Genomic DNA, 19,027 nt, shown 5'->3' with positions numbered 1-19,027 from the left:
CCGACCGTGTGATTGTTCCGTGCTCTCACGCTGTTTATGGTGAAGGCCATCAGACAGACCATAGCCGGAGACACGATGACCAGCACCACCCCGGGGCGGCAGTGGAACACCCGCAGAGAAGCCAAGGCGCGGCGCAAGCAGCAAGGCGCCGCCATCGCGCAGGGCAAGCGCATACCGACCGGCGATATCGTGCCCTTCCTGGAGGCCGTGCTGCTCCCGGGCGACCGCGTGGTGGTCGAAGGCAATAACCAGAAGCAGGCCGATTTCCTGTCCCGCTCTCTCGCGCAGGTCAGCCCGCAGCGCGTGAACGGACTGCACATGATCATCCCGAGCGTCAGCCGGGTCGAGCACCTGGACCTGTTCGAGCGCGGCATCGCCCGCAAGCTCGACTTCTCCTACGCAGGAGCACAGAGCATCCGGATCTCGCAGTTCCTCGAAGACGGTCTGCTCGAAGTCGGCGCGATCCACACCTACATCGAGCTGTACGCGCGGCTGTACGTCGATCTGGTGCCCAACGTCGTGCTGATTGCCGGCTACAAGGCCGACCGCGACGGCAACCTGTACACCGGCCCGAGCACCGAAGACACGCCCGCCCTCGTGGAAGCCGCGGCGTTCCGCGACGGCCTCGTGATCGCGCAGGTCAACGAGATTGTCGACGACCCGGCCGACCTGCCGCGCGTCGATGTGCCGGGTTCGTGGGTCGACTACGTGGTGCAGGCCGATCAGCCGTTCTTCTGCGAGCCACTGTTCACGCGCGACCCGCGCCTGATCAAGCCCGTGCACGTGCTGATGGCAATGATGGCGATCCGCGGCATCTACGAACGCCACCAGGTGCAGTCGCTGAACCACGGCATCGGCTTCAACACGGCGGCGATCGAACTAATCCTGCCGACCTATGCCGAGTCGCTGGGCCTGAAGGGCAAGATCTGCAAGTACTGGACCCTGAACCCGCATCCGACGCTGATCCCGGCCATTGAAACCGGCTGGGTCGAAAGCGTGCACAGCTTCGGCAGCGAACTGGGCATGGAGCCGTACGTCGCCGCCCGCCCCGACATCTTCTTCACGGGCGCGGATGGCTCGATGCGTTCGAACCGCGCGTTCTGCCAGCTTGCCGGGCAATATGCGGTGGACCTGTTCATCGGCTCGACACTGCAGATCGACGGCGACGGGCATTCGTCCACGGTCACGCGCGGCCGTCTGTCAGGCTTCGGCGGCGCACCGAATATGGGCCACAACCCCGGCGGCCGCCGCCATCCCACGCCGGCATGGCTGGACCTGATCGAAACCGATGACCCGCTCGCGCGGGGCCGCAAGCTCGTCGTGCAGATGGTCGAGACCTTCCAGGCCGGTGGCAAGCCCACCTTCGTCGAATCGATGGATGCCGTGGACGTCGCACGCGCAAGCGGCATGCCGCTTGCGCCGGTCATGATCTACGGCGACGACGTCACGCACGTGCTGACCGAGGAAGGCATTGCCTACCTGTACAAGGCGCAATCGCTCGAAGAGCGGCGCAGGATGATTGCCGCAGTGGCCGGCGTGACGCCGATCGGCCTGAAGCACGACCCGGCACAGACGCGCCGCATGCGCAGCGACGGTCTGATCGCGCTGCCCGAAGACCTTGGCGTGCAGCGCAGCCAGGCCACGCGCAGCCTGCTGGCGGCCAAGAGCATGGCGGATCTTGTCGAGTGGTCCGGTGGGCTGTACGCACCGCCGGCCCGCTTCCGGAGCTGGTGATGGGCGCCGCAGCGGCAAGAATCATTTGGGCTGAAGATACGGCTCTGTTGAACGAAACACCGTCGGCCAATGCCCACGCGCTGGCCAGCCTCGCGGTCGACGCCATCATCCACGAAGCGCGCTTGTCGCCAAAGCCAGGCCTGGTCGACAGCCGTGGCAGCGGCGCGCATGCCGACCTGACCCTGTCGCTAATGCTGCGTTCCGCGCATGCGCTGGGCCCGTCGTTCGCTGCGATGGCCGTGGCGGGCCAGCGCGCAACGCGCGTCGGCTATGCGCTGCGCGAGCGGCTTGGCGCGCTTGGCCGCGAGGCGGAAACCGCGATGTTCGCTGCGACGGGTGGCGTCAATACGCATCGCGGCGCGATCTGGTGCCTCGGGCTGCTGGTTGGCGCGGCAGCGCAGCTTGATGCGGCCGGGAAACGTGCCACCGCAAACGCGGTCAGCCACGCGGCGGGCGCCATCGCGCGGCTCACCGATCGGCACCGGCCCGCGGTAACCGGCAACAAGGGCGAGCTGGCCTGTCTGGCCTATGGCGTAGGCGGCGCGCGCGCGCAGGCACACGCGGGCTTTCCACACGTCATGCGGCGCGCGTTGCCGGTGCTGCAGCACAGCCGCATGCGCGGCGACAGCGAATGCGTTGCGCGCCTCAATGCACTGCTCGCACTGATGAGCACGCTTGACGACACCTGCGTGCTGGCCCGGTCGGGCCGCGCCGGCCTTGCCTATATGCAGGCCGGCGCGCATGCGGTGCTGGCGGCGGGCGGCACAGGCACCGTTGCGGGCCGGCGCGCGCTGCGCGAGCTCGACGCCGGCATGCTGGCCCGGCGCGCATCGCCGGGCGGCGCCGCAGACCTGCTGGCCGCGACGATCTTCCTCGACAGGCTGTCTCAGGCATCCGCGACCGGGAAAAATTTTGGAGACTTCCATGGAACAACTGCGTTTTGAATATCCGGCGGGAGTGCCTGCCGCGACGCGCGTACTGGTCGGTGTGGTGGGATCAGGCGATCTCGAAGTGATGGTCGAACCCGGCACCAGCGGCGTAACGACGGTAGACGTCACGACCTCCGTCAATGGCTATGCCCGCGTCTGGGACGCGCAGCTGTCGCGCGTCTTCGCCGCAGAGACGCGTGCCGCCATGCAGATCCGCATCCACGATTTCGGCGCTACGCCGGGCGTGGTCGGCATGCGGCTGGCCGAAGCGTTCGAGGCGCTCGACGCACACGGACAACAGGAGCGCACATGAATACCGCATCCTTGCTCGCCCGCAACAGCTTCATCGAACTCGGTGCGCGGGAACGGGCCCGCTTGCTGCTGGACACCAGCACGTTCCGCGAACTGGCGGGGCCGTTCGACGGCCTGCAGTCCCCATGGCTCGCGCGCCAGGGCATCGTGCCGCAGAGTGACGACGGCGTGATTGTCGCGAAGGGGCGCATCGACGGGCAGCCGGTCGTGGTGCTCGCCATTGAAGGCGCCTTCCAGGGCGGCAGCCTTGGCGAAGTCGGCGGCGCGAAGATCGCCGGTGCGCTGGAGCTTGCCGCCGACGACAACCGGCGCGGCGTGCCGACGCGCGCGGTGCTGCTGCTCGAAACCGGCGGGGTGCGGCTGCAGGAAGCTAACCTTGGCCTGGCGGCCATCGCCGATATTCACGCTGCCATCGTCGACCTGCGGCGCTACCAGCCGGTAGTCGGGGTGATCGCGGGGCAGGTCGGTTGCTTTGGCGGCATGTCGATCGCGGCCGGGTTGTGCACGTCGCTGGTCATGACGCAGGAAGGCCGGCTTGGCCTGAACGGACCCGCCGTGATCGAACAGGAGGCTGGTATCGCGGAATACGATTCGCGCGACCGCCCGTTTATCTGGAGCTTCACCGGCGGCGCGCAGCGTGCCGCCACGGGCTTCGCTGAGGTGTACGTGGCCGACGACTGCGTCGCGCTGCGCGACGCGGTCGCGAGCGAACTGCGCGTGCCGGTGTCGGCCACGCATCGCAGCGAGCGCTACCGCGAGGTGCTGTCCGTGCTGCAGGACTACGATGCCGGCACACAGCCCACACCGGCCGAAGTGCAGCGCCTGTTTGGCCACTTCCATCGGGAGACTGACGCATGAACGCCACAGACAAGGACATGAGCCGCGGCGCTCGCTGGCTGCGCGCACTGGCGCCCACGGCGCAATACCGCGAAGGGTTTCCAAAGTCCGTGACCGTCGCAGACGGCGAGTTGGCCGGCACACTGGTCCGCTGGATTGCCGTGGTGCCCGATGCGGATAGCCGCTTTCCGCGCGCTCGCAACGGCGAGGTCGGACTGATAGAAGGATGGTCGCTCGCGCAGGCCGTGCGTGAAGTGGTCGAGGCCGATCGCGATGCCGCAGTCAAACGCGCCATCGTCGCGGTGGTGGATACGCCGAGCCAGGCTTATGGACGTCGCGAAGAAGCGCTGGGCATTCACCAGTCGCTCGCTGCCGCTGCTGCCGCGTATGCCGAAGCGCGTCTTGCCGGGCATCCGGTCGTGGCGCTGATCGTCGGCAAGGCCATGTCGGGCGCGTTTCTCGCGCACGGCTACCAGGCCAACCGCATCATCGCGCTGCGCGACAGCGGCGTGCTCGTGCATGCGATGGGCAAGGACGCCGCAGCGCGCATCACCATGCGCACCGTCGAGGACCTCGAGGCGCTGGCCGCCACCGTGCCGCCGATGGCGTATGACATCGGTAATTTCGCGACGCTCGGCATCCTGTGGCGGCTGATCGACGTGGCCTCGGCCGATGTCCCCGAACCCACGGATATCCACCTGGCTCGCGACACGATCCTGGCCGCGCTGGCGGATATCCGCCGCGATGGTGCGCCCGACTTGTCGGGTCGGCGCAACGGCGAGAACCGTGAGGCGTCGCGTCAGGTGCGCGATTGCCTGCTGCGGCAATGGCAGGCGTGAATATGTCCCGTCCGGCGCCGCACGACCTGCTCTGGCTGGCCGATGCGCGCCGCGCCCTGGGCGGCGTGGCGCTGCCGGACTGGGTTTCGGTTGCGGCGCTCGACACGACGCCTGTCGTCGTGCGGCGCGATGCGCGGCGCAAGGACGCGATCGCAATCGGTCTGCGCGGCAGATCGCGTGAAGAACGGTTCGGTGCGTGGGTCTCTCCCGCCGACGTGGCGCGCGTGGTGACACCAGTAGAGATCGCCGCGTCGCGCGCGTGGCAACGTCCGGAGCTGGCCGCGCTTGCCGCCATCCGCACGCTTGATGCGGTCGCCGATGCGCTCGACGCGCGCAACATCCGCTGGGGCGTGGGCGGCAGCGCAGGATTCACGCTTGCGAGCGGCATCCATGTGCTGCATGCGCAGAGCGACCTCGACCTGCTGGTCTACGCGGAGCAGTCACTGCCGCAAGCCGATGCGGATTTGCTGTCGTCGCTGCAGGATGCCGGTCCCGCACGAATCGACATTCAGGTCGATACCCCACAGGGCGGCTTCTCGTTCCTCGAATGGCGGCGCACCGGCGGCAAGGTGCTGATGAAGACTGCGCACGGACCGAGGATGTGCGCCGATCCGTGGCAGGCCGTGACATGAGCGTGCTGCTGACCTTTCCAGGCCAGGGCTCGCAGCGGGCCGGCATGCTCGCGGACCTGCCCGATCATCGGGCCGTCGCCGCGGTGCTTGCGGAAGCTGCGGACGTGCTGCAAACGCAGCCCGCCGACATGGATACCGCGTCGCGCCTGCAATCGACGGTGTGGGTACAGCTTTGCCTGCTGACGGCCGGCGTGGCCATGGCGCGCTGCCTGGCGGCAGAAGGTGGCCATGCCGACGCCGTTGCCGGACTTTCGATCGGTGCCTATGCGGCGGCCGTCAGTGCAGAGGTACTGCCATTCTCCGACGCACTGCGCATCGTCCGCCTGCGTGGCGAACTCATGGAGCAAGCCTATCCGAACGGCTACGGCATGACGGCGATTCTCGGCCTGGAGCGCATGCGGCTGGAACCGCTGGTGGCGCAGATTCACACACCGCAAACGCCGGTCTATCTCGCCAACTTCAATGCGCCCGCGCAGATCGTGATCGCTGGCAGCGTCCCGGCGATGGAAGCGGTGGCAGCGTTGGCAATCGCGTCGGGCGCACAGGCGGCGAAGCGTGTCGCGATCCATGTACCTTCGCATTGCGCCCTGCTCGATGACGCCGCCGCCGAATTGGGCAAGGAAATGGCACACATCGCCATGTCGCCACCGCGCCTGCGCTACTTCAGCGCGAGCCTTGCGCGCGAACTGCGCGACCCACGCCGGATCGCCGATGACCTGGCCCTCAACATGGCCGTCCCGGTGCGCTGGCACGAGACCATGCTGCTCGCGTACGCGACGGGTGCACGCGTGGTTATCGAAGCGCCGCCGGGTGATGTGCTGACGCGACTGGCCCAGCCCGTCTTCGCCGATGGCATCGTCATGGCGGCGGACAGGACGCGGGTCGATTCGCTGGCCGCGATCATGCGGCGCGGCCAGCCATAGCTGACGACCGCTCAGGCGTGCCAGTCCTGCAGCGGATTGCACGCCATGTAACGCGGCGCCTCGCCAATGCCAAGGCGGGCACGCGCCGTGTCGAGCGGTTCATGCAGCAGCAGTTCGTAATCTTCCTCCAGCAGCCATTTCGTGCGGCGGCCGAGGCGGTAGCCTTCCAGCACCGCGCGCGCAAAAGCAATGCTCCCCGTCAGGCGCAGGCTCTTCAGCGATGCGGCTACCGCGATGAACGCCCAGCCCAGGCCGCCGGTCTGCGCATAGCTGAACGCGACCAGTGCGGCTTCGCCAAGGCTCTCGTCCGCGCGGTAGCCGGTCAGCACGTGCCAGATGTCGTGGATATCGCGCGTGCGCCGGCCGAACCACATGTAGGCATCTTCGACCAGCGGCTCGCGGCCAAGGTTGGAGATATCCGCGAGTCCGTCCGCGCTATAGCCGGTCTTGTGCAGGAAATCGCGATACGCGGCGCCCACCGTACCCGGCGCGAAGCTCGCCACGAAAGCCGGGTCGGCGAGCCGCTCCGCCAGTTCGGTGCGCTGATAAACCAACCTTCGCCCTTCGGGCGTGCCAAGCAGGCGCGCGAAGTTCTTCGGCATCGACGGCCCGTTCAGCGCGCGCATGATCAGGAACACCTGCGTGGTGTCGTGCCCGTCGGCCAGCAGTTTGCGCATTGCGCTGAAGGCAGTGGCGTAGTCACGCTTGTAAGGATTGGGAGCAATCGCGGCGTCCATCGGCGTCATCCTGTCGGCAGTGGGTCAGAGGCTTGGCCGGTCGGCGGCAGCCGGCGCGGCGTGAAGTTCGGACGGACCTGTGCTACACATTCTCAGGTAGCATGCAGCGTCGCATCCACAAAGGGAACATGCATGTCCGCAACCCGCATCCTCCTGCTCGCGGCGGTCGCGGTGCCTTGGCTGGCCGCCTGCGCCAGCGGCGCCAACGTCGAGTACATCCAGGCCCAGGAACCGAAGCAGATCCACTCCGACGCCAGCGTCGGCGACCTCACACTGTGCCTCAAGAGCAGGCTGCGCGAAGAAGCCAATGTCCTCGCCTACCCGGAACCGGGCAAGGTCGATGTGCGCATTGGTTCCGCCACGCGTTCCGACACGGGCTATTTCTACATCGTGAGCCTGCGCCAGGCGCGGCAGGGAACGGATGTCGAGATCCGAAGCTCCGGCGAGTGGCGTCCGACGATGACCCCAAGCCGTGTCGCCGGCTGGGTGCAGGACTGCAAGCCCGGCATGGCCCACCACTGAACCCGGATACCGGCGCTGCGCGCGAGGCATTTGGCTCATGCCGCCACCTGCTGCCTTTCGCGCAGCCGTGCCGCGGCTTCGCGGACGAAGTCGACGCAGGTCGCGGCGGCGGTGATCGGCAGCATATGTCCGCCGGGCACCAGCGTCAGCGAGGCACCGGGCATCTTGTTCACCAGGGCGTCGCCATTGGCGGCGGGATCGAGAATCCGGTCTTCGCGACCGAACAGGATGCTCACAGGCAGGCGCAGTTCTGCGTAGCGCGCCACCAGCCTCGGCAGGCTCGGCACGCCGGCAACCAGATCCTCCGACGCCGCAACGAAATGGCTGGGCCGCAAGGCCAGCATGCCACCGCCGCGTAGCGCGAAGTCCGCAGGCACGGGATCGGGGCCGAAGACGATGTCCAGGATCTCGTCGCGCCGCAGGTCCGACATCGGCACCGCTAGCGTCCACCCCACGAACTGGCGCAGCCAGGGCTGCCGGATGGTCAGCGGCCGAAACACCGGCGGGATCTCCTCGGCCGGATGCGTCAGCGGAGCCACCAGTGCAAGGCCGCCGACCCGGTCGGGATGGCCTGCCGCCAGCGCAAGCGCAATGGCCCCGCCCAGCGAATGGCCGACAACTAGCGGCTGCTCCAATCCAAGCTTGTCGATCAGCGCCGCCAGCACGTCGGCCTGCGCCGCCAGGTCTGCGCTCGCTCCGGGCGTACGGACGGAATAGCCTGAGCCGGGCCGATCCACCGCGACGACGCGAAAGTCGCGCGCGAGCGGCTCGATCATGCCGTAGCCGAAATTGCCGAGCTGGCCCGACAGTCCGTGCACGAGCAGCAGCGCAGGCCCCTGCCCGCGCTCGACGACATGCAGGCGCGCGCCGGGCACGTCGACGAAGCGACCGTCGGGCGGCAGCGCCGCCTCGACGCGCCGCACCGCGCGCATGGTGTAAAGGAACAGGCAGGCGAAGAGCGCCGCAACGGCCAGCACCGCATAGAACAGGAAGGTCATGGTTGTACCTCGCCGCCTGACAGGCTGACCGGCACTTCGCGCGGCGCCGTCGCGGGATGTGGGGCATCGAACTGGAGCACGCCATCGGCAATGCGGCCATGGCGGATGGTGAGCATGTCCATGAGGTAGTTCTGGTAGAGCCGCCATGGCTTGCGGTCGCCCTGACGGGGCAACACGCTAGCGGCGCGCTGCACATAGCCGGACGTGAAGTCGAGGAACGGCGTGGGCTTGACCGCGGCATCGCGCCGCGGCACGGCAGCGCGATAGCCCCGGCGGTCCATGTACCTCAGCAGCCGGCAAACGTACTCGGCCGTGAGATCCGCTTTCAGCGTCCACGAGGCGTTGGTGTAGCCGAAGGCCAGCACCAGGTTCGGCACGTCGCTGAGCATCATGCCCTTGTAGGCCATCTGCTCGGCCCGCACGCGCGGCTGGCCATCCACGCTGATGGCGATATCGCCGAGCATATTGAGCTTGAGCCCGGTCGCCGTCACGACGATATCGGCTGGCAGCGTCTGGCCCGACGCCAGCCGGATGCCGTCTTCCGTAAAGCGTTCGATGGCGTCGGTCACGACCGACGCGCGGCCTTCGCGAATCTCGCGGAACAGGTCGCCGTCCGGCACCAGGCATACACGCTGGTCCCACGGCTTGTAGCGCGGCGTGAAGTGCCTGCCGACATCGATGTCAGGACCGAGCTGCGCGGCGGCCATGCCGACCATGCGCTCGCTGACGCGCTCGGGCCGGCGGCGCGCAAGCTGGAAGAAGAACATGCCGAGCAGCACGTTCTTCCAGCGCGTAGCGGCATAGGCCAGGCCTTCCGGCAGCAGCCGGCGCAACTTCGCGGCAATGGCGTCCTCACCGGGCCGCGTGACGACGTAGCTTGGCGAACGCTGCAGCATAGTCACGTGCGCAGCGGTGCCAGCCATGGCAGGCACCATCGTGACGGCCGTGGCGCCACTGCCGATCACCACCACGCGCTTGGCGGCGTAGTCGAGCGAAGCATCCCAAAATTGCGGATGCACGATGCGTCCTCGAAAACTTTCTTCGCCCGCGAAAGCCGGCCGGTGGCCCGCAGCGTAGCTGTAGTAGCCCGCGCACACATACAGAAACCGTGCGCGCCACTGCTGCCGGCTGCCATCGGCAACGCGTTCGGCCGTAACTGTCCAGCAGGCATCGTGGCTGTTCCACGCCGCGCTCACCACCTTGCATCCGAAGCGGATGCGCGGCGTAATGCCCGCCTCGTCGGCGGTCTCGCGGATATAGGACAGGATCGACGGACCGTCAGCAATCGCTTTCGCGCCCTTCCATGGCTTGAAGCGGTAGCCAAGCGTGTACATATCCGAATCCGACCGGATGCCCGGATAGCGGAACAGGTCCCACGTGCCGCCGATGGCGTCGCGCGCCTCAAGGATGGCGAAGCGCTTGCCGGGGCACCGCTGCTGCAACTGCCGCGCGGCGCCGATACCCGACAGGCCGGCACCCACAATCAGCACATCGAGCAACGTGTCTTCAGGTGCGGCAGCAGTCATGTCGGATTTCCCGGATGCAGTCACTTCTGACACCATAGGTTGTCAGATGCAATCTGACAATAGGGAATGTCATAATGGCCCCATGACGACCGCGCCTACCGAGCCCACCGAAACCTCCACCGCCCGCCGCTACCGCGGTGCAGCAGCCGACGAGCGCCGCACGCAGCGCCGCTGCCAGCTGATTGCGGCCGCCATCCAGGTCTATGGGGAGCGCGGCTACCAGAACTCCACGGTCAAGTCGGTCTGCGAGGCGGCAGGGCTGACCGAACGCTATTTCTACGAGTCCTTCGCCAACAGCGAGGCGCTGCTCGAAGCGTCGTTCCGCGCCGTGACCGATCTGCTGCTGCAATCGATCGAGCATGCGGCGCAAGACGCGGGACGCGACCGGCAGCAGCGCGCGCTGGCCATGCTGCGCGCGTACTTCGGCGCGCTGCAGCGCGAACCGCGCTCGGCCCGGGTGTTCCTGCTGGAGATCCGTGGCGTCAGCAAGCGTGTCGATGAAGCGCTCGATGAGTCGCTGCGGGCGTTCGGCGGCCTGCTCGCGCACACGCTGCTGCCTGCCGGGCAGACTGCGGATCCCCTGTTACTGGCCGGCGTCGCTGGCGGTGTCGTTCACATCGCGCTGCGCTGGATACGCGACGGGTACGCGCCGGACGTCGACACCGTGGCCGCTACCGCGGTGGAACTGGCAATGGTGCTCGCGCGCAACCAGGGCTGACTCCCTTTTTCAGAAGCGCCGTACGCACACCGGTAAAGATTGCACGTCCGGCGGCACAGGCCCTCTGGAGCCGCTATACCGCCGTAGCGACGAGACTGGCAAGGAACTTGCGAAGGCGCCGTCATGCGCGACCGCTCTCCTTCGCCACCATGAACCTACGCGATACGATCAGCGCACTGATCGAAAGCCATGGCCGGTCTGGCGATATTCCGCTGCCGGGACACGGCCATACCGCCGTACGGTGGCAGTTGTTCGCCACCATCGCGGCCACGCAGGGGCCGGTGGCTATCAAGCTGTTCGAAGCTCACGCCGATGCGCTGGCGATCCTGGCCGAAGTAGCCGGTGCATTCCCGACTAGCGACACCATCTGGGCTGTTTGGGCCGCCGAACCGCCCGATGCGCGTGTACGCGCACGCCCCGCGCCGGACCTCGATACAAGGGCCCTTGCAGCGCAAACGGGTGTCGCGAAAGGCAAGCCGATTCTGCTCGACGGACGCAAGGCATGGTGCTCAGGCGCCAGCGGCGTGTCCCATGCCCTGTTGACCTGCCATGGCGACGATGGCGTGCCCGTGCTCGCCGCGCTCGATATGTCAGGGCCGGGCGTAACGATCACGACCGATGGCTGGCACGCAGTCGGCATGGCGGATACCGCAAGTGGCGACGTGCTGCTGCACGACTGCCCCGCGCTACAGATCGGCGGCCCGCGCGCTTATCTCGAGCGTCCCGGCTTCTGGCATGGCGGCGGGGGCATCGCGGCGTGCTGGTACGGCGCGGTATTGCCGCTGGCATGGGCAGTGCGCGACGCGGTACGCAACCACGGCGACGCCCACGCGGCCGCGCATCTCGGCGCCATCGATGGCGATCTCCGTGCCGCAGCCGCGCTACTGCGCGAAACGGCCGCGTGGATCGACGCCAATCCGGCCGAAGATGCATTCGCGGCCGCGATGCGCCTGCGCACGGCAGTCGAAGCCGCGGTGCAGCGCGTGATGCATCGCGCGGGCAATGTGCTCGGCGCCGGGCCACTGTGCCGCAATGCGCGCCTTGCTTCGCTTTATGCGGACCTGCCGGTATTCCTGCGGCAAAGCCACGCCGAACGCGACCTTGCCGCGTTGGGCACTGCCATGAGCCACACCGACTGCGAGTACGCGTTATGACCCCCGCGACCTCCGCGACCTCCGCGCAAGCCTTCGATGCCATGTTCGAGCAGGACGACCCGTGGGGCTTCGAGACACTGTGGTACGAGGCACGCAAGCGCGCGCTGCTCATGGCCGCGCTGCCCGAAGCGAGATACGCGCGCGCACTGGAAGCAGGCTGCGCGAACGGCATACTGACCGAGCAGCTCGCCGGCCGGTGCGATGCGCTGCTGGCCATCGACGTGGCGGCTCGCGCCATCGATCGCATGCAGACACGCCTGGCCGGCCACTCGCATGTCGAGGGTCGCGTGGCCCGGCTGCCGCAGGAATGGCCTGGGGGCAGCTTCGACCTGATCGTGCTCAGCGAACTCGGCTACTACTTCACGCCGGACGACTGGATCGCCACGGCCCGGCAGGCGGTCGGCGCGCTGACACCGCGCGGCACCATCGTCGCGTGCCACTGGCTGCGCCCGTTCCGCGAACGGCAGATGGCAACACGCGATATCCACGCGGCCATTGGAAGACAGCCTGGACTGTGCCGGCACGTGCGCCATCTCGAACCTGATTTTCTGCTGGAAGTCTGGTCGCGCAACACGCAGCCATTACGCATGCGGGAGGCCATGCGATGATCGGCGTCGTGGTACCGGTCCACAATGAAGAAGCCTGCCTTGAGGCGTGCCTGTTGGCACTGCACGTGGCGGCGCTGCACCCGGCGCTTAACGGGGAGCCTGTCATGCTGGTGGTCGTGCTCGACGACTGCACCGACGACTCGCTTGCTATCGCACAACGCCATGCGGCTGCGCAGGTGACGTGCCTGACCATGGCCTCGCGCAATGTCGGCATCGCGCGCCATCTTGGCGCGCAGCATCTGCTTGCACGCAAAGCGCGCTGGCTCGCCTTCACCGACGCCGACAGCCGCGTGGCCCCGGACTGGCTGGTGGCGCAGCTGGCACTGTGCGCCGATGCCGTGTGCGGACTGGTGACGGTGGACGACTGGAGCCAGCAGCCGGCCCATGTCCCCGCCAGATTTGACGCGCGATACTGCCGCAAGGACGGCCATCGGCACATCCATGGCGCCAACTTCGGCATTTGCGCGCGCACTTATCGCCGTGCCGGCGGCTTCCCGCCGCATGCGATCAGCGAGGACGTGGCGCTGGTGCAGCGCCTTATCGCGCTGAACGCGCAGATCGCATGGAGCACGCAGCCGCGGGTCATGACCAGTGCACGCGCGACCGCCCGGGCGCCGGGCGGCTTTGCGGATTATCTTGCCATGCTGGCCGCGCTGTCCGCGGACGTGCCGCCGGCGTAGTCAGCGCGGTGCCCAATGAGGAATGAAGGAAAAGGCGGCGATCAGCGCTCGCCCGCGCGCCAGGGTCTGGCCGTCTATTTGGCAGACGCCAGCACCAGCAACGTGGAAGTGCCATGGGCCAGTACACGCCCGTCGGCGGCGAGCACGCGCGCCTCCGCCGTGATGATCTGCCGCCCCTGATTGATCACGCGTCCCTCCGCACGTACCCGGCCAATGTCGGCCTTGATCGGCCGCGAGAAATTGCCCTTGGTTTCGACCGTCGTGTAGCCCGTCCCAGCGGGCAACACGGAATTGGCCGCACAACCCGTGGCGCTGTCGATCAGCGTCAGCGCCCAGCCACCGTGCACGGTTCCCATGGGGTTGAACAGTTGCGCGCCCGGATCGCCTTCGAATACTGCGAATCCATCGCCCACCTGCGTCAGCCAGAAGCCGAGTATCTGGGAGATCGGCGGTTGCGGCAATCGCCCGTCGATGATTGCTTCCAGAACGGCCTTGCCGCTCATCTCCGCGATCTCGGCTGGCGATGCAACCCCATAGCGGTAATTCGTCACGTCAGTCTCCTGGTTAATTACATGTAGCTACACTAGCTCGTCAGCGCGGGCTTTGCCGAGGTCGTTGCGTCCGAGCATGATCGACGCCGGCGCGCGGTTTGGCTGACGGAAGCGGGAGCCGTGCGGCTCGCGCGCGCGCATGCCTTGTGGCAGCCGGCGAATGATGCATTAGGTGTAAGACTGGGATTCGAAAGTGCGGACGTTCTGATGGAGGCCGCAGCAGAGCTTGGCGACTAGTGGGACTGGGGCGGGTGCCCCCTCCACTCCGCAAGTTGCCAATGAACCAAAAAAAAGCGCCCGCCCCAGAAACTACTGGGAGGGCTGGAGCGGGCGTTACAAGCCGTGCGTAGCGGGGCCGCACGACCCCGACATCGTAGGCAAATCCGCCCAAGGCAACTGCCAACAATTGTGTCGAACGGCGCTCAGTAACATGGTGAAGTAGGCAGGTGCAGCGAGAATGTCGCCCCCGCCCCTGCATCGCTCGCCACGCGGATGTTGCCACCATGGCGCTCCACCACGTTCTTTGCCAGCACCAGACCCAGCCCGCTGCCGGCCGGCGCACCGGCCTCATGTTCATGCAGCCGCGCAAATGGCGCGAACAGCCGTTGCTGCTTCGCAAGCGGGATGCCGGGCCCGTGGTCCGACACCGACACAACGAAGCGATCCGGCTCAGCCTGCAATGCCACCATGACCGCTGCGCCGCGCGGACTGAACTTGATCGCGTTACTGACGAGATTGCCAATCGCCCGCACAAGCAGCGCAGGCTCGGCACGGACCATAGCCGGATCATCGGGCACGTGCACGTTGAGCTGCACGCCGCCGGCATTGGCCAGCGCCCACATCTCGTCCGTGGCGTCCAGTACGAGCCCCGCCAGATCCACATCTTGAAGCGCGAGCGGCTGTGTTTCTGCGCGCGCGACGCGAATGAAGTCATCGGCCAGCGACATGGTGCGCCGGGCATGCGCGCCGATGCGCGTGAGCAGTTCGGCGGGCGGCCCGTCGCCGGCTGCGCCGCGATGCAGGTCGATCAGCGCGAGAATCGACGCCTGTGGCGAGCGCATGTCGTGCGACAGGAAACGCAGCATCAGCTCGCGCTGGCGCTCGGCCACGCGAATCGCTGTGATGTCGATGAAGCTGACGATCAGCCCGGCTACGCTGCCCTGCTCGTCATGCAGCGGCGCGCCATGCATGAGATAGCGGCGCTCATTGCGCGCGGCCAGTTCGATGCCATCGTCGAGACCGCCGGCTACGGTGCTGCGCGCATGCAGCGCCTGCCAGTACTCCAGCGCCGGTTCCGGCGCGGCGAACAATACGGCGATCACCGCGCGGATATCCGGACGCGCGCCACCATCCATATCGGCATGGCCGCTCTGCGCGATGCTGCCGTTGCCTGCGCCGAGCACTCCGGGAACGAGCGCCACACAGCGCCGGTTCGCAAGCAGCACCCCGCCTTCCAGGTTGCAGATCACCGTCGGCTCAGGCAGGCTTTCGAGCCCGTCGGCGAGGAAGCGGCGCAGGTCATGCAGCCGCGAACTCATGCGATAGACCGCACGCATGCGGCTCTCCAGCGTGGCGCCAATGGCCGTGGAAGCGGAAGGCAGGTCGGGCTCGCGCTCATGGCGCGCCAGTTCCTGCGCGAGGAAGCGAAGTGCGGCTTCCTGGCGGCGCCAGCTCCATAACGGATAAAACATCAGGCAACCAAGCAGCGCCGCTGCGGGCGCAAACCACAGCCGAGCACCGGCGAGCAGCAGCGGCGGCCCGCCAAGCAGCACCGCCACCATCACACCTGTCGCGAGCAGCGCGCCGCGCGGCGTCAGCACCAGCGCGGCGAGCGCGGCCGCCAGTATGGCCAGCACGGTGCACGCCACCTGCCAGGCCCGCGGCACCACGACGATGGCATCGTTGTCCAGCAGCGTCTGCACCGTATTGGCCAGGATTTCCACGCCGCTCATGCCGCGCCCGTCGCGCGCTACCGGCGTGGGCAATACGTCGCCCATCCCGGTCGCGATGGCGCCGAACAGTACGGCCTTGTCACGGAATATGGCGGGGTCGATGCGGCCTTCCAGCAGGTCGCGCGCCGAAACGCGGGCAAACGTGCCCGGCGGGCCCGCGAACGGGATGCGCAAGCGGTATCGGCGCTCCCAGCCGAACGCGTCGATCACGCTGGCCGGCTCATGGCGATAGCTGACGACGGGTGGCTGCGTCCGACCCCATGACGCCATGACCACCGCCACGTGGGGCAGCCCGGCTTGTTTCACAGGTGCGGGCCCTTCGAGCAGGTATAGCTGCCGCGCCACGCCGTCGGCGTCCACCGTGAGGTTGATGTGCCCGACGTCAGCGCGTAGCCCGGCCAGCGGATATCGCACCACCATGCCATTGGCTGATGATTCGGCCAGCGCGGGCAGCACCACGTTGCCCGCTGCGGCGAAGCTGCGGGCAAGCACGGCATCGTCCTTCGGATAGCGCGTGTCGCGCTCGGTCAGGATCACGTCCATGCCGATCACGCGCGGTTGACCGGCGGCAATGCGGTCCACCAGCGCAGCCAGTACCGTGCGGCGCCAGGGCCAGCGGCCGATGGCCGTGATGCTCGCGTCGTCGATGGCGACAATGACAATATCGTCGCGCGCCGCATGGTGCTGCGCCTGGATGGATAGATCGTAGATGGCCAGGTCCGCACGCTCGGCCCAGCCATGGCGCGCGACGACCGTCACCAGCGCCAGCACGGCAGCCAGCAGCAAGGCCCATTCGACGAGCGTGCGACGCCCGAAGGCGGCATCCGGCGCACGTCGCCCCGACTTACCGGATGCGGATACCGGCGTCATGGCCGCCTTCGTCGCGGGCGCCGTTGCCGAGCCGGATCGTGACGCCCTGTCCGTCACGCAGGAGCGCGACGATGTCGAGACGCTGCGGCGCGGAGAATGAGGTCTCTGGCTCCTTGCCGTCCGGCAAGGCGCGCGCCACGCGCACATAGTAGGTACCGGCCGGTGGCCGCGGCAGTGCCACTTCGTTGTCGGCGCTGCGCTGGTCCCCCACCATGCGGGTAAAGCCGGCGTCCTCGGCGATCTGCACGCGGTATCCCGCCGTCGCCCGCGCGTCCGCGGGCCAGCCGATGCGCAGGCTGTCGCCGTCGTCGCGCAGCGTCGGCATGGGCGGCGCGGGCTCTAGCGTGAACGGCACGGCGGCCGACCATGGTCCGGGCCGCCCGGCCGCGTCCAGCGAGCGCACACGCCAGAACCAGGCGCCCGGCCCAAGTTTCTGTGCCGCGTGCTCCGACCGGGCTTGCTGTGTGGCTGCGGTCGCGGCAAACCCCGCATCGGCGGACACGGCGAGTTCGTAGGATGCCGCGGCGCCCACGGCCGCCCACTCAAACGCGACCGATTCGCCATAGCGCACGGTGCCGGCGGCCGGCTGCAACGTGAATGGCGCTGCCGGATTCAGCCGCACCGCAAACGGCACGGATGCCGGCTTTCCGGTCAGGCGCTGCGCGTCAATGGCGCTCACAGCAAGGTAGAGCGATCCTTCGGGCAGGCCATCCAGGCCGACACGCGTGTCCGCCGTTTCGCCTGTCCAGACCAGCTCGGTATGCGCGGCATCGCGCGCGACCGAGACGCGATAGCCGGCGGCGCCCTGCACGGGTTGCCACGCGGCGTCCGCAGCCGGCCCAAGGACCGTGTCAGGCAGCGGTTGCAGTTGGGGCGCGGGCAGCAGCGCAACGGGTCGCGACAGGGCGGCGCCTGCCGCCACACCGATGCCGTAACCAGCCGCCACCGCCGTGCCGGATGCCGCCGCCGCACGCGCAAGACTGACGCCGACGCGGCCTTCCAGTACCTCGCTGCGGCTGCCCGCGGCATCGGCGGACACGCGGTAGCGCGTGCCGCGAACACCAGTCACCATCATCGGCGTATGCAGTTCGAAGCGGCCCACGCCGCCGCCCTCGGGCGCGACACGCGTGTCGGCCTGGCCGCGCTCGATGCCGATCACCGTATCGGTCAGTCCGGACTTGCGGAACGTGCGCAGGCGCCGCACCGTCACGGTCGTGGCCGGCGGCAGCGTCACGCGCGTGCGGTCAGGCAGCTCCAGCGTGAGGGTGCTGCCGGCCGCGGTCACGATGCGCGCGGCCTCGCGCAGCGCCATGCCCGCGCGCAGCGGCTCGCCATCGGCCTGCGCCTGCCCGTTGACGAAGACCACGCGCGCCGCACCGGGCTGCTCGGGAATCTGCCCAAGCGGGATGCGCAGGCGCGTGCCGGGCGCCAGCCGAAAAGGATCAGCCACGCCATTGCGTGCCTGAAGCACGCGCCAGCCTTCGGCGCTGGCCATGAAGCGCTCAGCCACGTTGAACAGGTTGTCGCCACGTTCGACCACGTAGATGAAATCGGCGCCTTCCGCACCGGCCGCGCCCGCTTGCGCCGGCCCGGACGCCGCCAGCCACAATGCCAGAGCGATTCCGGCACTTGCCGCGGCGGCCTTACGCATGGCCATCGTCCCCGGCATCTGCCTCTTCGAAACGGTAGCCGTGCGAATAGATCGACGTGAGCCTCACGCCGTTCTCGGGCCGCAATGCCAGCTTGATGCGAAGACGCGACATGTGCGTATCGATGGTGCGCGAGCCAGTGCCGATGGCACGTCCCCATACAGCCTGCTCGACCACATCGCGCGACAGCAGCCGGCCCATGTTGCGGAACAGGAAAAGCGCCAGTTCGTACTCGCGCGGCGACACCGGGACAGGCTCCCCGCCAAGCGCAATCGTGCGCGCGCGAGGATCCAGGCAATAGCTGCCGCGGCGGATGATGTCCGTCTCGCGCGCGGTCTCGGGATAGGCGCGCCGCAGCAGCGAGCGCACGCGCGCGAGCAGTTCCGCGGCACGGATCGGCTTGAGCATGTAGTCGTCGCCCCCGACGCTCAGGCCGGCAACGATGTCGTCTTCAGAGGTGCGGCTGGTCAGGAACAGGATCGGCGGCATGGCGCCGGAAGTCTGGCGCACCCAGCTCACCAGTTCGATGCCACTGGTGTCCGGCAATTGCCAGTCCACGACGAGCAAGTCGAACGCCTGCTCGCGCAATGCACGAAGCAAGCCCGCGCCCGTGGCATAGGATTCGCATTCGAATCCGGCCTCGTCCAGTATTTTCCGGATCAGCTCCGCCTGGTCCGGATCGTCTTCCACCGAGGCAATCCTCATCCCTCACACCCTTCTGCCTGCTGCGACTGCAAATTGCTGATGCGATCCTGCGGTCGTGCGTTATTGATTTTCTGTGTTCTCCCTGAACCACCAGGAGAGCGCGGCCGTTAGGAATGCATGGCAGCGAGCCTGGCCGAAGCATCGCCACAAA

Annotated in this window: 19 protein-coding genes; 12 read left to right on the top strand and 7 right to left on the bottom strand. The window is 67.8% G+C overall.

The genetic code is table 11. From position 1 onward, the window contains the following. Positions 1–75 precede the first annotated feature (75 nt). From mdcA to mdcH, 7 genes are read left to right on the top strand one after another with little or no spacing between them, the layout of a single operon-like run. Complete coding sequence (mdcA, locus tag ACIGJG_RS24260) at positions 76–1,734, top strand: malonate decarboxylase subunit alpha (RefSeq protein ID WP_011301039.1); 1,659 nt, start codon at positions 76–78, stop codon at positions 1,732–1,734. Further along, positions 1,734–2,678 carry a triphosphoribosyl-dephospho-CoA synthase gene (locus ACIGJG_RS24255; protein WP_011301040.1) on the top strand — a complete coding sequence of 315 codons (945 nt, stop codon included), beginning with the start codon at positions 1,734–1,736 and terminating at the stop codon, positions 2,676–2,678. The genes mdcA and ACIGJG_RS24255 overlap by 1 nt, the downstream gene beginning before the upstream one ends. After that, positions 2,659–2,976 (top strand): malonate decarboxylase subunit delta, encoded by a 318-nt coding sequence (locus ACIGJG_RS24250; protein WP_011301041.1) that lies wholly within the window; start codon positions 2,659–2,661, stop codon positions 2,974–2,976. The genes ACIGJG_RS24255 and ACIGJG_RS24250 overlap by 20 nt, the downstream gene beginning before the upstream one ends. Continuing rightward, the gene (locus ACIGJG_RS24245; protein WP_011301042.1) at positions 2,973–3,833 is read left to right on the top strand and encodes a biotin-independent malonate decarboxylase subunit beta; all 861 of its coding nucleotides are present in this window, start codon (positions 2,973–2,975) and stop codon (positions 3,831–3,833) included. Before ACIGJG_RS24250 ends, ACIGJG_RS24245 begins: the two co-directional genes overlap by 4 nt. Further along, positions 3,830–4,651 carry a biotin-independent malonate decarboxylase subunit gamma gene (mdcE, locus tag ACIGJG_RS24240; RefSeq protein ID WP_220630100.1) on the top strand — a complete coding sequence of 274 codons (822 nt, stop codon included), beginning with the start codon at positions 3,830–3,832 and terminating at the stop codon, positions 4,649–4,651. The genes ACIGJG_RS24245 and mdcE overlap by 4 nt, the downstream gene beginning before the upstream one ends. A gap of 2 nt (positions 4,652–4,653) precedes the next feature. Next, on the top strand, positions 4,654–5,283 hold the full coding sequence (locus tag ACIGJG_RS24235; protein WP_245001799.1) for a malonate decarboxylase holo-ACP synthase: 630 nt from the start codon (positions 4,654–4,656) through the stop codon (positions 5,281–5,283). Then, positions 5,280–6,206 carry a malonate decarboxylase subunit epsilon gene (mdcH, locus tag ACIGJG_RS24230; RefSeq protein WP_140953059.1) on the top strand — a complete coding sequence of 309 codons (927 nt, stop codon included), beginning with the start codon at positions 5,280–5,282 and terminating at the stop codon, positions 6,204–6,206. Before ACIGJG_RS24235 ends, mdcH begins: the two co-directional genes overlap by 4 nt. Before the next feature lie 11 nt (positions 6,207–6,217). Here mdcH and ACIGJG_RS24225 read toward each other — a convergent pair whose 3' ends face one another. After that, on the bottom strand, positions 6,218–6,943 hold the full coding sequence (locus tag ACIGJG_RS24225) for a ubiquinone biosynthesis protein COQ4 (RefSeq protein ID WP_220630098.1): 726 nt from the start codon (positions 6,941–6,943) through the stop codon (positions 6,218–6,220). Between the two features lie 132 nt (positions 6,944–7,075). Between ACIGJG_RS24225 and ACIGJG_RS24220 the strand changes: the two genes are divergently transcribed. Beyond that, positions 7,076–7,465, top strand: a complete 390-nt coding sequence (locus ACIGJG_RS24220) for a hypothetical protein (protein ID WP_011301047.1) — start codon at positions 7,076–7,078, stop codon at positions 7,463–7,465. A 35-nt stretch (positions 7,466–7,500) separates the two neighbouring features. On the opposite strand, the gene ACIGJG_RS24215 is transcribed toward ACIGJG_RS24220, so the two are convergent. Continuing rightward, positions 7,501–8,463, bottom strand: coding sequence for an alpha/beta fold hydrolase (locus ACIGJG_RS24215; RefSeq protein WP_483673100.1), 963 nt, complete (start codon positions 8,461–8,463; stop codon positions 7,501–7,503). After that, on the bottom strand, positions 8,460–9,989 hold the full coding sequence (locus ACIGJG_RS24210) for a flavin-containing monooxygenase (protein WP_483673099.1): 1,530 nt from the start codon (positions 9,987–9,989) through the stop codon (positions 8,460–8,462). Before ACIGJG_RS24210 ends, ACIGJG_RS24215 begins: the two co-directional genes overlap by 4 nt. A gap of 82 nt (positions 9,990–10,071) precedes the next feature. Between ACIGJG_RS24210 and ACIGJG_RS24205 the strand changes: the two genes are divergently transcribed. From ACIGJG_RS24205 to ACIGJG_RS24190, 4 genes are all read left to right on the top strand, one after another. Then, a complete protein-coding gene (locus tag ACIGJG_RS24205) occupies positions 10,072–10,707 on the top strand; it encodes a TetR/AcrR family transcriptional regulator (RefSeq protein ID WP_011301050.1) in 636 nt (211 codons plus the stop codon). A 149-nt stretch (positions 10,708–10,856) separates the two neighbouring features. After that, a complete protein-coding gene (locus ACIGJG_RS24200) occupies positions 10,857–11,861 on the top strand; it encodes an acyl-CoA dehydrogenase (protein WP_483673098.1) in 1,005 nt (334 codons plus the stop codon). Beyond that, positions 11,858–12,469, top strand: a complete 612-nt coding sequence (locus ACIGJG_RS24195; protein WP_011301052.1) for a class I SAM-dependent DNA methyltransferase — start codon at positions 11,858–11,860, stop codon at positions 12,467–12,469. The genes ACIGJG_RS24200 and ACIGJG_RS24195 overlap by 4 nt, the downstream gene beginning before the upstream one ends. Further along, positions 12,466–13,149 carry a glycosyltransferase family 2 protein gene (locus tag ACIGJG_RS24190; RefSeq protein ID WP_140953069.1) on the top strand — a complete coding sequence of 228 codons (684 nt, stop codon included), beginning with the start codon at positions 12,466–12,468 and terminating at the stop codon, positions 13,147–13,149. The genes ACIGJG_RS24195 and ACIGJG_RS24190 overlap by 4 nt, the downstream gene beginning before the upstream one ends. 74 nt (positions 13,150–13,223) lie before the next feature. Here ACIGJG_RS24190 and ACIGJG_RS24185 read toward each other — a convergent pair whose 3' ends face one another. From ACIGJG_RS24185 to ACIGJG_RS24170, 4 genes are all read right to left on the bottom strand, one after another. Beyond that, a complete protein-coding gene (locus ACIGJG_RS24185) occupies positions 13,224–13,700 on the bottom strand; it encodes a PaaI family thioesterase (RefSeq protein WP_483673097.1) in 477 nt (158 codons plus the stop codon). Between the two features lie 422 nt (positions 13,701–14,122). Then, positions 14,123–16,522, bottom strand: a complete 2,400-nt coding sequence (locus ACIGJG_RS24180) for a CHASE2 domain-containing protein (protein WP_483674023.1) — start codon at positions 16,520–16,522, stop codon at positions 14,123–14,125. After that, positions 16,497–18,173: a FecR domain-containing protein gene (locus tag ACIGJG_RS24175; protein WP_011301056.1), complete on the bottom strand. Its 1,677-nt coding sequence runs from the start codon at positions 18,171–18,173 to the stop codon at positions 16,497–16,499. The genes ACIGJG_RS24180 and ACIGJG_RS24175 overlap by 26 nt, the downstream gene beginning before the upstream one ends. Continuing rightward, positions 18,166–18,876: a response regulator transcription factor gene (locus tag ACIGJG_RS24170; protein WP_011301057.1), complete on the bottom strand. Its 711-nt coding sequence runs from the start codon at positions 18,874–18,876 to the stop codon at positions 18,166–18,168. Before ACIGJG_RS24170 ends, ACIGJG_RS24175 begins: the two co-directional genes overlap by 8 nt. Positions 18,877–19,027 lie beyond the last annotated feature (151 nt).

Source organism: Cupriavidus sp. C1SS-2L, from assembly GCF_057073735.1.
This window is presented reverse-complemented; position numbering and strand designations above follow the sequence as displayed.

Bases quoted from the DNA above. Each gene is read 5' to 3' on its own strand.
- mdcA (WP_011301039.1), top strand. From the start codon at position 76: ATGACCAGCACCACCCCGGGGCGGCAGTGGAACACCCGCAGAGAAGCC.
- ACIGJG_RS24255 (WP_011301040.1), top strand. From the start codon at position 1,734: ATGGGCGCCGCAGCGGCAAGAATCATTTGGGCTGAAGATACGGCTCTG.
- ACIGJG_RS24250 (WP_011301041.1), top strand. From the start codon at position 2,659: ATGGAACAACTGCGTTTTGAATATCCGGCGGGAGTGCCTGCCGCGACG.
- ACIGJG_RS24245 (WP_011301042.1), top strand. From the start codon at position 2,973: ATGAATACCGCATCCTTGCTCGCCCGCAACAGCTTCATCGAACTCGGT.
- mdcE (WP_220630100.1), top strand. From the start codon at position 3,830: ATGAACGCCACAGACAAGGACATGAGCCGCGGCGCTCGCTGGCTGCGC.
- ACIGJG_RS24235 (WP_245001799.1), top strand. From the start codon at position 4,654: ATGTCCCGTCCGGCGCCGCACGACCTGCTCTGGCTGGCCGATGCGCGC.
- mdcH (WP_140953059.1), top strand. From the start codon at position 5,280: ATGAGCGTGCTGCTGACCTTTCCAGGCCAGGGCTCGCAGCGGGCCGGC.
- ACIGJG_RS24225 (WP_220630098.1), bottom strand. From the start codon at position 6,943: ATGGACGCCGCGATTGCTCCCAATCCTTACAAGCGTGACTACGCCACT.
- ACIGJG_RS24220 (WP_011301047.1), top strand. From the start codon at position 7,076: ATGTCCGCAACCCGCATCCTCCTGCTCGCGGCGGTCGCGGTGCCTTGG.
- ACIGJG_RS24215 (WP_483673100.1), bottom strand. From the start codon at position 8,463: ATGACCTTCCTGTTCTATGCGGTGCTGGCCGTTGCGGCGCTCTTCGCC.
- ACIGJG_RS24210 (WP_483673099.1), bottom strand. From the start codon at position 9,989: ATGACTGCTGCCGCACCTGAAGACACGTTGCTCGATGTGCTGATTGTG.
- ACIGJG_RS24205 (WP_011301050.1), top strand. From the start codon at position 10,072: ATGACGACCGCGCCTACCGAGCCCACCGAAACCTCCACCGCCCGCCGC.
- ACIGJG_RS24200 (WP_483673098.1), top strand. From the start codon at position 10,857: ATGAACCTACGCGATACGATCAGCGCACTGATCGAAAGCCATGGCCGG.
- ACIGJG_RS24195 (WP_011301052.1), top strand. From the start codon at position 11,858: ATGACCCCCGCGACCTCCGCGACCTCCGCGCAAGCCTTCGATGCCATG.
- ACIGJG_RS24190 (WP_140953069.1), top strand. From the start codon at position 12,466: ATGATCGGCGTCGTGGTACCGGTCCACAATGAAGAAGCCTGCCTTGAG.
- ACIGJG_RS24180 (WP_483674023.1), bottom strand. From the start codon at position 16,522: ATGACGCCGGTATCCGCATCCGGTAAGTCGGGGCGACGTGCGCCGGAT.
- ACIGJG_RS24175 (WP_011301056.1), bottom strand. From the start codon at position 18,173: ATGCGTAAGGCCGCCGCGGCAAGTGCCGGAATCGCTCTGGCATTGTGG.
- ACIGJG_RS24170 (WP_011301057.1), bottom strand. From the start codon at position 18,876: ATGAGGATTGCCTCGGTGGAAGACGATCCGGACCAGGCGGAGCTGATC.